We start from the raw sequence: 11,511 nt of genomic DNA, 5'->3' as shown, positions 1-11,511 counted from the left end.
ATGCTGTACGTAGTCATGCTCGGTGGCCGCCACCCACGGGCCAGTATCGAGGTACACGACGTGCTGTTCGCACAGGCGGACTCACTGCAGCAGGCGTACCCGCAACTGCGCGAGGGCTGGTTCGGCAGCCGTGCAGGCCTGCACATCGACTCGTGGCTGGAGGTCGACGGTATCGATCGCTACCGTGTCGCGTTCAGCCAACTGGCGCCAGGGGCGGATGACCCGCGGCTGTTCTTCATCAACCTGGGCGGCTACGAGCCGCAGGTGTTTGGTGAGGCGCACCGCTACCTGCTGGTAGTGGCCAGGGACAAGGCCCAGGCCAAGCAACTGGGCAAGCAACGCATGCAGGCAGGCTGGCTCAAGCCGCATACCGATGCAGTGCTTGAGGTAGACGATTGCCTGCCTGTCGACCTGGTGGGCGGGCGTTATGTGCACTTGATCGAAGGTGCGCATGGCGGGCTGCGTCAATACAGCGACTACATCCTGCTCTGAGGCGCCGACTGCCTGTCATTGGCCCTGGGGCAACGATCCGGACCCTCAGCGCACCTTCGCATGCCCCGGCGCCGGCATCACCTGCACCTGGCCATGCTCCACCCCACGCTCGACCATCAATTGGCGAGACAACTCGCCAATGCGGCCGCTTTCGCCCTGCAGCACCGAGACCTCCAGGCAGTGGCCGGCGTCCAGGTGCACGTGCAGGGTGGACCGGGTCAGATCGTGGTGGGCATGCAGGGTCTGGTTGAGCCGCCTGGGCAGTTCGCGGGTGCTGTGGTCGTACAGGTAGCTGACCACGGCCACGCAGGCGGCATCGTCCGGCAATGCTTCAGACTCGCGCATGCCTGCACGCAGCAGGTCGCGAATGGCCTCCGAACGGCCCTGGTAGCCTTGGCTCGCCACCCGCCGATCGATGACGTCGAGCAGCTCTTCATCCAGCGTGATGGTGATTCGTTGCATTCTGTAACTTCCGGTAAGATGATTTCACGTAGACATCATACCCACCGCGCTTTAGCCTACGGCCTCCGTGAAAGTGGGGAACGCAGTGTGAAGCAGCAGCCAGCTAAACGAAAGCCCGCCCTATGGGGCATCCTTTTACTAGCTGCGTGCACTGTTGCACCGGCCAGCAGCGCCGCCGAGCAAGGGCCAAGGCTGGTGTACTCATGGCCTGTGAATGCCGGGCCGCTCGACCCGCGTGGCTACTCCCCGAACCAGATGTACGCCCAGGCCATGGTCTATGAACCCCTGGTGCGCTATACCGCTGCGGGTACGCTGGAGCCTTGGCTGGCTGAGGCCTGGCAGGTTTCCGATGACGGCAAGACCTACACGTTCACGCTTCGTGACGGCGTGCGCTTCAGTGATGGCACACCGTTCGATGCGCCTGCGGCCAAAGCCAACCTCGATGCAGTGCTGGCCAACGCTCAGCGCCACCGCTGGATGGAGCTGGTGACCACCCTGGACCACGTTGAAGCACCTGAACGCCTGACCCTGCGCCTGGTCCTCAAGCACCCCTACTACCCGACGCTGATGGAACTGGCCCAGGTTCGTCCCTTACGCTTTGCCTCGCCTCAGGCTAAACCCGGCCAACCCGCCGGTACCGGCCCGTGGATGCGCGCCGAATCGCGCCTGGGCGAATACGACCGCTTCGTGCGCAACCCTCATTACTGGGGGCCAAAGCCGGCCTACGGCGAGGTCATGGTCAAGGTCATCCCAGACCCCAACAGCCGCGCACTGGCCCTGCAGGCCGGCGAAGTCGAGCTGATCCAGGGCGCCGCCGGCGAAATCACGGCCGGCACGTTCGTACGCCTGCGTGACCAGGGCTTTGCCACCGCACTGTCGGCACCGCTGGCCACCCGCACCCTGGCGATGAACACCGGCCGTGGCGCTACCCGTGATCTGGCGGTACGCCAGGCGATCAACGAGGCGGTGGACAAGCAAGCCATCATCGACAAGATCCTCTACGGCCTTGAGCCCCGCGCAGATACCCTGTTCGCCAGCAACATGCCCTACGCCGATATCGGCCTCAAGCCCTACCCGTATGACCCTGCGCTCGCCGCCCGCAGCCTCGAAGCTGCCGGGTGGGCGCTGGCGCCAGGCGCTTCAGTGCGCAGCAAAGGCGGCGAACCATTGGCCATCGAGCTGGTGTTCCTCGGCACCAGCGCCTTGCAGAAGAGCCTGGCCGAAGTGCTGCAGGGCGAGCTGGCGAAAATCGGCATCCGCATCGACCTGCGTGCGGTTGAGGAAGGGGCGCTGGTGCGGCGCCAGCGCGACGGCGACTTCGGCATGATCTTCGCTGACACCTGGGGTGCGCCCTACGACCCGCATTCGTTCGTCAGTTCCATGCGCTACGCCGGCCATGCCGACTACATGGCTCAGCGTGGGTTGGCAATCAAGGACGAACTGGACAAGCGCATAGGCCAGGTGCTGTCCAGCACGGATGAGCAGCAGCGTGCCGAGCAGTACCGCTTCATCCTCACCACCCTGCACGAACAGGCCGTCTACCTGCCCATCTCGCATCTCACGGCCATCAGCGTGCGCCGAGACTCGGTGGCCAAGGTCCAGTTCGGCAGCACGTTGTTCGATGTGCCGTTCGAAACCATGACACCCAAACAGGAAGACTGACATGTTGCGCTACATCCTGTTGCGCCTGGCGCTGCTTGTACCGGTCATGCTTGGCGTTTCGTTGCTGGTGTTCGTGCTGCTGCACCTGGGCAGCACCGACCCGGCGCTGGACTACCTCCGGCTTTCGCACATCCCACCGACCGACGCAGCCATCGCCGAGGTGCGCCATACCCTGGGGCTGGATCGCCCGCTGTATGCGCAATACCTGAGTTGGCTGTGGAACGCCGTGCATCTGGACTTCGGCATCTCCTATATCACCGGCCGCCCAGTGCTTGATGACCTGCTCTACTACCTGCCCGCCACCCTGCAACTCGGCGGCCTGGCGTTGGCCTGCACGCTGCTGCTGTCGATCCCCTTGGGGCTGTTGGCGGCCCGCTGGCAAGGGCGCTGGCCCGACCACGCCGTGCGGGCAGTGACGTTCCTGGGGGTGTCCATGCCCAATTTCTGGCTGGCGTTTCTGCTGATCGCGCTGTTTTCCCTGTGGCTGGGCTGGCTGCCGCCGCTGGGGCGTGGAGGGGCCGGGCACCTGGTTATGCCGGTGCTGGCCATCGCCCTGATGTCGATGTCGATCAACGCCCGCCTGCTGCGTGCCAGCCTGCTGGAAGCCGGCGGGCAGCGCCACGTCACCTATGCCCGTGCCCGCGGCCTGCCCGAACGGCACGTCTGGCGCGACCATATCCTGCGCAATGCCTGGTTGCCGCTGGTGACGGCCACCGGCATGCACATCGGCGAACTGATCGGTGGCGCACTGGTGATCGAGACCATCTTCGCCTGGCCCGGCGTTGGCCGTTTTGCGGTGTCTGCAGTGCTGAACCGCGACTTCCCGGTGATGCAGTGCTTCACCCTGCTACTGACCGGTCTGCTGATGGTCTGCAACCTGATCGTCGATGTCTGCTACGCCTGGCTTGATCCTCGCAGCCGGCTGGAAGGGGTGAACGCATGAGTGTGCAGTCTGCCCTGCCGCAGCCATTGCTGCTGCGCCGCCCCAGCCTGATGATCGGCCTGGCCCTGGTCGGCCTGCTGGCATCGCTGGCGCTGTTCGGCCATTGGATTGCCCCGCATGACCCCGACCTGGTCGACCTCGGCCAGCGCCTGCAGGCGCCCGACGCCAGCCACTGGCTGGGCACCGACCACCTCGGGCGCGACCTGCTTTCGCGGCTGATCGTCGGCACGCGCCTGTCCTTGGGCAGCGTGATGCTGACCCTGGCGCTGGTGCTGGCGCTTGGGCTCGCGGTCGGCGGCGTGGCCGGGTTCGTCGGCGGGCGCACCGACCTGTTGCTGATGCGCCTGTGCGACATGTTCATGACCTTCCCCACGCTGGTACTGGCATTCTTCTTCGTCACCTTGCTGGGCACCGGCCTTAGCAACGTGATCATCGCCATCGCCCTGTCCCACTGGGCCTGGTATGCGCGCATGGTGCGCGGCCTGGTGATTGCCCAGCGCGGCCGCGAATACGTGCTGGCTTCACGCCTGGCCGGCGCTTCACGCTGGGCGCGGCTGCGCCAGCATGTGCTGCCCAATATCGCCGGCCCATTGCTGGTGCTGGCGACCATGGATATCGGCCACATGATGCTGCACGTCTCCGGCCTGTCGTTCCTTGGCCTTGGGGTGGCGCCGCCCACCGCCGAATGGGGCGTGATGATCAACGACGCCAAGGAATTCATCTGGACGCACCCGCAACTGCTGCTGTTGCCAGGGCTGATGATCTTCTTCTCGGTGATGGCCTTCAACCTGCTGGGCGATGCGCTGCGCGACCGCCTCGACCCCACACAGGAGCGCCATTGAATGAACCCCTCAGTACTTGAAATCCGCGGCTTGCGCATCGAGGCTCAGGCCGGCGTGCTGGTGCACGGCGTTGACTTGCAACTGCGCCGCAGCGAAGTCTGCACGTTGGTCGGTGCCAGTGGCTCGGGCAAATCCCTCAGTTGCCTGGGTGTGCTCGACCTGCTGCCGCCAGGCCTTAACCGCACCCACGGGCAACTGCTGCTCGACGGCCAGCCGCTGGCTGCAAGCAGTGTCCGTGGCCGCCTGGCCAGCCTGGTACTGCAAAACCCGCGCAGCGCCTTCAACCCGGTGCGCAATATGGCCAGCCACGGCCTGGAGACGCTCAGGCAGCGCGGCGTCACCGGTGCAGCAGCCCGTGCGCGGATGGCCCACTGCCTGGATGCGGTGGGCCTGGCAGACCGTGAGCGGGTGCTGCAAGCGTTCGCCTTTCAGCTCAGCGGGGGCATGCTGCAACGGATGATGATCGCCCTGGCGCTCATGGCCGAAACCCCGTTCCTCTTGGCTGATGAACCCACAAGTGACCTCGATGCCCTGAGCCAGGCGCGTTTTCTCGACCTGCTGATGGAACTGGTGCAGGTGCATGGGCTGGGGGTGTTGCTGGTGACTCACGACATGGGCGTGGTGGCGCGCTGCGCAGACCAGGTCGCGGTGATGGAAGCCGGCCGCATCGTCGAATGCCAGCCGGTCCATGAGCTTTTCCAGAACCCTGCCAGCGCCGCTGCCCGCACCCTCCTTCACGCCCACCAGATACTCTGCCGGAGCCAACCATGAGCCTGCTGCACGTCCACCACGTTGGCCATCGCTATCGCACCGGGGGGCTGTTGCGCAAACGGGGCTGGCTGCAGGTGCTCGACGGTATCGACCTGCACCTGCACGCTGGCGAGTCGATCGGGCTGCTAGGCAGCAGCGGCAGCGGCAAAAGCACACTGGCGCGGCTGCTGCTCGGGCTGGAAAAACCCACCCAGGGCCAGGTGAGCTTTGCCGGGCAGGATGTCAGCCAGCTAAGAGGTGAGCAGGCGCGCGACTTCCAGCGCACAGTGCAACTGGTGTTCCAGGACGCCCCCGGCGCTTTCAACCCCCAGCGCAGCATCGGCTGGAGCATCGCCGAGCCGTTGCGCCACCTCACCGACCTGGATGAAGCCGGCCGACAAGCTCGCACCCTTGAACTGCTGGAGGCAATGGGCCTGCGCGCCGAGCATGCCCAGCGCCTGCCGCAGCAGTTGAGTGGCGGCCAGTTGCAGCGTGCCAACATCGCCCGGGCGCTGGCCGTCTCGCCGCAACTGGTGGTGCTCGACGAAGCGTTGTCGAACCTGGATCGGGTATTGCAGTTGCAGTTGCTGCAGCAGCTGGAGGCGCTACGCCAGCGCAGCGGCACCGCCTTCGTGCTGATCAGCCATGACCTGAGCCTGGTGCAGTACTTCTGCCAGCGGGTCGTGCTGCTGGACAACGGCTGCATCGTCGAGGATCGGCCCGTCACGCACTGCACTGGTTTCGAGCATCCAGTGGGAAAGCAGCTACAGTCTGCCATGTTGCCCACGCGCCCCGACAAGAGCCAGGCAAGACAAGCGCTGCCAATGGGTATGCACTGACGCCAACAACAGAGGGCATCCCGCGTGAACGCCAGAACGCTTTTCCAGGGCGCAGGCAAAGTGCCACAATGCGCCACCGATCACGAATTGCGGCGAATGCCATGACAGAGCTCAATCCTGGCGATGAAATAGCGCACTGTGTAAGGACGGACCGCCTGCACCAGCTGTTCGTCCAGTCGGCGCCCGCTGTGCTTGGCAGCTTCCTGGCTGCCGCAATGCTGTGCTGGTTGGGCTGGGAGCGTTTCGACCAGCAAAAAGTGGCCGCCTGGATGACGGTATTGAGCCTGTCGACGGCCCTGCGCACCGCCATGTTCGTCGCCTATCTGCGGGCACCGGCCAACCAGCGCACGGCCGAACGCTGGGAGTGGCGCTACTGGACCACCCTGGCGCTGTCGGCGGCAGTCTGGGGCTTGGGCGCACTGGCTGTGATGCCTGCCGACGACCTGCTGGGGCAGGCATTGATCATGCTGTTTGCCGTGGGCATGTCTGTCAGCGCAGTCTCGTGTTACTCCTCGTACCGCAACATGACCCTGGTATCGATCGCTTTGGTGCTGCTGCCCAGCACCGGCTGGCTGCTGCTGCAGCCAGCCGCGCTGCAGCAGGGGATCGCGCTGGCGGTGCTGGTGTTCGCTTCGTTCGTCGTCAATGCGACGAACAGCCTGTCTTCAGCGCTGGTGACCGCCTGGCGCCTGAAGCACGAAATGGAACGCGCACACCGGCTTGCCATCGTGGCCTCGTGCACGGACGAACTGACCGGCCTGAACAATCGCCGTGCCTTTTTTGACTGTGCCTTGGCGCAGCACACCTTGTGCAAGGAGGGGCACACGTATGTAGCCGTGCTGATGCTGGACGTCGATCATTTCAAACAGATCAACGATACCGCCGGGCATGCGGCGGGCGACCAGGTGCTGCAACGGATCGGTGCAGCCATCAGCGCCAGCCTGCGTGACGACGACATCGCCGGCAGGCTGGGCGGCGAGGAGTTCGCCATCCTGCTGCCCAATACGCCTCTGGTCACTGCCAGCGAGATTGCCGAGCGCCTGCGGGCCCTGATCGCAATGCTGAACGTCGACACGCAATTCGCGGTTACCGCCAGCATAGGCCTGGCCTTCGCCAAAGCACCCGCCAGTGAACTCGATGCGTTGCTCAGCAGCGCCGACAAGGCCATGTACCGTGCCAAGGCATCGGGCCGTAACCGGGTGACGATCGTCGACCATGTGCATGCCGCCGCCTGATGGCACGGCTGGCCAGGGTCCTTACGTACTCATCGCTTGCCCTGATTTGGTTCGCCTTTTTCACCAAGCCAAGTCCTGCACCCATTTGATGCAGTGAGCCCCTGCCTTCGCCGCGGCTGATCTACGCAAATCTCCGACAATTCGCCTGATTCCGTCGTTTTATTGATATCAAAAAGCGCTCTCTCGCTTTTTCAGAGCCATTTTTCTTCCTGCCCCTTGCGCCCTGCCCGTTCCGGCATTGTCATTGCAAAGCTCCAGTGGATCGCTTGGCAAGCGAGAAACGAAACTGCCGACGAGTCGTGGCAAGGAGTGGGTATGTCCCGGGCTTTTTTCAACGAAATGTATGAGGCAAACGGAAGTTGCCGCCCGCACTATCAGGAGTTCGCCCGCTGGCTGGCGAACACACCGCTGGAACTGTTGGAACAACGCCGGCACGAAGCCGACCTGCTGTTCCACCGGGCCGGTATCACCTTCACCCTGTACGGTGACCAGCAGGACACCGAGCGGCTGATCCCCTTCGACATCATCCCGCGCAGCATCCGCGCCAGCGAATGGCGCATTGTCGAACGCGGATGTATCCAGCGGGTTCAGGCGCTGAACCTGTTCCTCCAGGACATCTACCACGATCAGCGCATTCTCAAGGCAGGCATCATTCCACCCGAGCAAGTGCTGGCCAACGAGGGTTACCAGGTCGCCATGCAAGGCCTGAACCTGCACCGGGGGCTGTACGCGCATATCGCCGGTGTCGATCTGGTACGCGACAGTGATGGTACGTATTACGTACTGGAAGACAACCTGCGCACGCCCAGCGGCGTCAGCTACATGCTCGAAGACCGCAAGATGATGATGCGCCTGTTCCCCGAACTGTTCGCCGCCCAGCGCATCGCCCCGATCGACCACTACCCCAACCTGCTGCTCGACACACTCAAGAGTGCCAGCCCGCTGGACAACCCGACCGCCGTGGTGCTTACCCCGGGGCGCTTCAACAGCGCCTACTTCGAGCATGCGTTCCTGGCGCGGGAGATGGGCATCGAGCTGGTCGAAGGCGCCGACCTGTTCGTGCGCAACGACCACCTCTACATGCGCACCACCGCAGGCCCGCAGCAAGTGGACGTGATCTACCGCCGCCTGGACGACGAATACCTCGACCCGCTGTCGTTCAACCCTGATTCGATGCTGGGGGTACCTGGGCTGATCTCGGTGTACCGGGCAGGCAACGTGGTGCTGGCCAACGCGGTGGGCACCGGCGTTGCCGACGACAAGTCGATCTACCCCTACGTTGACGAGATGATCCGCTTTTACCTGAGCGAGGAGCCGATCCTGAAGAACGTGCCCACCTGGCAATGCCGCAAGCCGCAGGACCTGTCGCACGTCCTGGCGCACCTGCCCGAGCTGGTGGTCAAGGAAACCCAAGGTTCCGGCGGCTACGGCATGCTGGTCGGCCCCGCCGCAACCGCTGCGCAGATCGAGGATTTCCGCGCCCGCATCAAGGCGCGCCCGCACGCCTACATCGCCCAGCCCACGCTGTGCCTGTCCACCTGCCCGACCTTCGTTGAAAGCGGCATCGCGCCGCGCCACATCGACCTGCGCCCGTTTGTACTGTCAGGCAGCGAAACGCGCCTGGTGCCCGGCGGCCTGACCCGCGTTGCGCTGCAGGAAGGCTCGCTGGTGGTCAACTCGTCGCAGGGCGGCGGCACCAAGGACACCTGGGTGGTGGAGGACTGAGCCATGCTTTCGAGAACCGCTTCCGACCTGTACTGGATGTCCCGCTACCTGGAGCGCGCCGAAAACCTCGCGCGCATGCTCGAGGTCAGCTACTCGCTGTCGCTGATGCCGCAAGACGGCCGCTCCGATGGCCACGCGGAGCTTGCCATGTCGCTGCTGGCCTCCGGTACGCTGGACGATTACATCCGCAAGCACTGCGAGCTGGACACCGAGCGCATGCTGCACTTCTTTGCGCTGGACGCGAACAACCCCAGCAGCATCTATTGCTGCCTGCAGGCGGCGCGCACCAACGCGCATGCGGTGCGCGGGCGAATAACCGCCGACATGTGGGAAAACATCAACGCCACCTGGATCGAAATGCGCAACATCGCCAGCAATGGCCTTGGGCGCTATGGCATCAGCCAGTTCTGCGACTGGGTCAAAGAACGCTCCCACCTGTTCCGCGGCGCGACCTCCGGCACCATCATGCGCAACGATGCCTACAGCTTCATTCGCCTTGGGACCTTCCTGGAGCGGGCGGACAACACCCTGCGCCTGCTCGATGCACGCTACGAAATGTTCGGGGAAACCTCCGAGGAAGTCAGCGACGACTCTGCAAGGGGTTACTACCAGTGGAGCGCCTTGTTGCGCGCACTGACCTCCTACGAAGCGTTCAACGAAATCTACCGCAATGCACCCAGCGCACGCCCGGTGTCGGAGCTGTTGCTGCTGCGCGTTGACGTGCCGCGTTCGCTGCATGCGTGCATCGAAGAGCTCGACCAGATCCTCGCCGGCCTGCCTGGCACTACCGGCCGCCCTGCACAACGGATGGCTGCCGAACTCAATGCGCGACTGCGCTACACCGCCATCGACGAGATTCTCGAAGCCGGGCTGCACCTGTGGCTGACCGACTTCATCGGCCGCATCCACCAACTGGGCCAGACCGTCCACAATTCCTATCTGGAGGTCGTATGAAACTGTCCATCCGCCACGACACCACCTACAGCTATGCCAGTGACGTGTGCAACAGCATCCAGTTCCTGCGCCTGACACCGCGCAGCAGCGAGCGTCAGCGCATCCTCGAATGGCAACTGGACCTGCCCTGCAAGGTGAACAGCCAGATCGACCCGTATGGCAATATCCTGCACGTACTGACCCTGGAAAAACCCCATGGCCACCTCGCCCTTACCGCCAGTGGCCAGGTAGAAATCGACCCGGATTGCGAACACGAGGCCGGCGGCCAGTCGCCCCTGCCTTTCCTGCGCAGCAGCCACCTCACCCAGGCCAGTGACGCACTCAAGGCCTTCGCCGCCCAGCAGTGCGGCGAGCGCCGCGACCGGGGCGCGCTGACCGCACTTATGCAAGGCCTGGCCGACCATATGCCCTACAGCCCAGGTGCTACCTCCGTGGGCACCACCGCGAGTGAGTCATTCGCCGGCGGTGCCGGGGTGTGCCAGGACCATACCCACGCGTTCCTGGCCTGCGCCCGCAGCCTCGGCATCCCGGCACGCTACGTGTCGGGCTACCTGTGTACCGAAGACGAAACCCACCTGGCCAGCCACGCCTGGGCCGAAGCCTGGATCGATGAAGCCTGGTACAGCTTCGACGTCACCAACCGCCTCACCCGGCCCGAACGGCATCTGAAGCTGGCGGTAGGCCTGGATTACCTCGACGCCTGCCCGGTCCGAGGCGTGCGCCGCGGTGGCGGCGTCGAATCCATGCAGGCAAGCGTCCACGTACACCGCCAGTAATCACCTGGCGCAACTCAAGCGGGCCCCGTCGTGCCATGCGCGGCGGGGCCGCTCCATTCCAGGAACAAGGTAGACAGCATGACCTACTGCGTCGCTATGCACTTGGCGGACGGGCTGGTATTCATCTGCGACTCACGCACCAATGCCGGTATCGACCAGATATCCACGTTTCGCAAGCTGTTCGTTTTCAGCGTGCCGGGGGACCGGCTGATCGTCCTGCAGACCGCCGGCAACCTAGCCACCTCGCAATCGGTGGTCAACCTGCTTGAACAACGCAGCCGAGGCACCGGCACCCACCTGCTGAACGTCGGCACGCTCTACGATGCAACGGTGCTGGTGGCCGAAACCCTTCGCGAAGTCATTACCCGTGACCGCAGCAAGCTGACGGCCCAGATCGACCTGAGCGCTTCGTTCACGGTGGGCGGCCAGATCGCGGGCAGCGCCATGGGCATCTACAACGTCTACGCCCAAGGCAACTTCTTCCAGGCAACGCCAGACACACCCTTCCTGCAGCTGGGCGAGAGCAAGTACGGCAGGCCGATTCTCGACCGCAACCTCACCTACGACACCCCCTTGGACGAAGCACTGCGCTGCGGTTTGATCTCATTCGACTCCACCATCCGCAGCAACCTGTCGGTCGGGATGCCACTGGACCTGTTGGTGTATGGCAAGGACAGCCTACAGGCCAGAGAGCCGGTGCGCATCCATCAAGACGACCCCTACTACAGCCACATCCGCAAACAATGGAGCGACGGTTTGAAAAGCCTGCTGGGCGAGCTGACGCCGCCACCGCCGGGGTTCATGGCCGAATGAGCCGGGGCCTTCCCTCGG

The 11,511-nt window shown here is 64.3% G+C and carries 12 protein-coding genes; 11 read left to right on the top strand and 1 reads right to left on the bottom strand.

Annotated features, from left to right (window positions below):
* Window positions 1-492: a DUF1543 domain-containing protein gene (locus tag IWW33_RS22125; RefSeq protein ID WP_115274552.1), complete on the top strand. Its 492-nt coding sequence runs from the start codon at window positions 1-3 to the stop codon at window positions 490-492.
* A gap of 45 nt (window positions 493-537) precedes the next feature.
* Here IWW33_RS22125 and nikR read toward each other — a convergent pair whose 3' ends face one another.
* Window positions 538-954: a nickel-responsive transcriptional regulator NikR gene (nikR, locus tag IWW33_RS22120; RefSeq protein ID WP_115274551.1), complete on the bottom strand. Its 417-nt coding sequence runs from the start codon at window positions 952-954 to the stop codon at window positions 538-540.
* A gap of 87 nt (window positions 955-1,041) precedes the next feature.
* Here nikR and nikA point away from each other — a divergent pair, with 87 nt between their 5' ends.
* From nikA to IWW33_RS22070, 10 genes are all read left to right on the top strand, one after another.
* Window positions 1,042-2,616, top strand: coding sequence for a nickel ABC transporter substrate-binding protein (gene nikA, locus IWW33_RS22115; protein ID WP_174141888.1), 1,575 nt, complete (start codon window positions 1,042-1,044; stop codon window positions 2,614-2,616).
* A gap of 1 nt (window position 2,617) precedes the next feature.
* Window positions 2,618-3,559 (top strand): nickel ABC transporter permease subunit NikB, encoded by a 942-nt coding sequence (gene nikB, locus IWW33_RS22110; RefSeq protein ID WP_046785844.1) that lies wholly within the window; start codon window positions 2,618-2,620, stop codon window positions 3,557-3,559.
* On the top strand, window positions 3,556-4,401 hold the full coding sequence (gene nikC / locus IWW33_RS22105) for a nickel ABC transporter permease subunit NikC (protein ID WP_046785843.1): 846 nt from the start codon (window positions 3,556-3,558) through the stop codon (window positions 4,399-4,401). The genes nikB and nikC overlap by 4 nt, the downstream gene beginning before the upstream one ends.
* A complete protein-coding gene (gene nikD, locus IWW33_RS22100) occupies window positions 4,402-5,172 on the top strand; it encodes a nickel import ATP-binding protein NikD (protein ID WP_115274548.1) in 771 nt (256 codons plus the stop codon).
* Complete coding sequence (gene nikE, locus IWW33_RS22095) at window positions 5,169-5,990, top strand: nickel import ATP-binding protein NikE (protein WP_174141887.1); 822 nt, start codon at window positions 5,169-5,171, stop codon at window positions 5,988-5,990. Before nikD ends, nikE begins: the two co-directional genes overlap by 4 nt.
* Window positions 5,991-6,178: 188 nt before the next feature.
* Window positions 6,179-7,225, top strand: a complete 1,047-nt coding sequence (locus tag IWW33_RS22090; protein ID WP_174141927.1) for a diguanylate cyclase — start codon at window positions 6,179-6,181, stop codon at window positions 7,223-7,225.
* A gap of 315 nt (window positions 7,226-7,540) precedes the next feature.
* Entirely contained in the window at window positions 7,541-8,950 is a 1,410-nt protein-coding gene (locus tag IWW33_RS22085) for a circularly permuted type 2 ATP-grasp protein (protein ID WP_012314860.1), read from the top strand.
* A 3-nt stretch (window positions 8,951-8,953) separates the two neighbouring features.
* Window positions 8,954-9,904, top strand: coding sequence for an alpha-E domain-containing protein (locus IWW33_RS22080; RefSeq protein WP_174141886.1), 951 nt, complete (start codon window positions 8,954-8,956; stop codon window positions 9,902-9,904).
* On the top strand, window positions 9,901-10,680 hold the full coding sequence (locus IWW33_RS22075) for a transglutaminase family protein (RefSeq protein WP_115274545.1): 780 nt from the start codon (window positions 9,901-9,903) through the stop codon (window positions 10,678-10,680). The genes IWW33_RS22080 and IWW33_RS22075 overlap by 4 nt, the downstream gene beginning before the upstream one ends.
* A gap of 78 nt (window positions 10,681-10,758) precedes the next feature.
* Window positions 10,759-11,493: a peptidase gene (locus IWW33_RS22070; protein ID WP_115274544.1), complete on the top strand. Its 735-nt coding sequence runs from the start codon at window positions 10,759-10,761 to the stop codon at window positions 11,491-11,493.
* The last annotated feature ends 18 nt before the right edge of the window (window positions 11,494-11,511 follow it).

Source organism: Pseudomonas sp. M2 (assembly GCF_015751845.1).
GTDB classification, from domain to species: Bacteria; Pseudomonadota; Gammaproteobacteria; order Pseudomonadales; family Pseudomonadaceae; genus Aquipseudomonas; species Aquipseudomonas putida_E.
Note: the sequence above shows the minus strand (reverse complement) of the source record. Positions and strands in the feature narration are given on the sequence as shown.

Excerpts from the sequence above, each read along its gene's own strand:
- IWW33_RS22080 (WP_174141886.1), top strand. The coding sequence starts at position 8,954 with ATGCTTTCGAGAACCGCTTCCGACCTGTACTGGATGTCCCGCTACCTG.
- IWW33_RS22085 (WP_012314860.1), top strand. The coding sequence starts at position 7,541 with ATGTCCCGGGCTTTTTTCAACGAAATGTATGAGGCAAACGGAAGTTGC.
- IWW33_RS22075 (WP_115274545.1), top strand. The coding sequence starts at position 9,901 with ATGAAACTGTCCATCCGCCACGACACCACCTACAGCTATGCCAGTGAC.
- IWW33_RS22070 (WP_115274544.1), top strand. The coding sequence starts at position 10,759 with ATGACCTACTGCGTCGCTATGCACTTGGCGGACGGGCTGGTATTCATC.
- IWW33_RS22125 (WP_115274552.1), top strand. The coding sequence starts at position 1 with ATGCTGTACGTAGTCATGCTCGGTGGCCGCCACCCACGGGCCAGTATC.
- nikC (WP_046785843.1), top strand. The coding sequence starts at position 3,556 with ATGAGTGTGCAGTCTGCCCTGCCGCAGCCATTGCTGCTGCGCCGCCCC.
- nikE (WP_174141887.1), top strand. The coding sequence starts at position 5,169 with ATGAGCCTGCTGCACGTCCACCACGTTGGCCATCGCTATCGCACCGGG.
- nikR (WP_115274551.1), bottom strand. The coding sequence starts at position 954 with ATGCAACGAATCACCATCACGCTGGATGAAGAGCTGCTCGACGTCATC.
- nikB (WP_046785844.1), top strand. The coding sequence starts at position 2,618 with ATGTTGCGCTACATCCTGTTGCGCCTGGCGCTGCTTGTACCGGTCATG.
- nikD (WP_115274548.1), top strand. The coding sequence starts at position 4,402 with ATGAACCCCTCAGTACTTGAAATCCGCGGCTTGCGCATCGAGGCTCAG.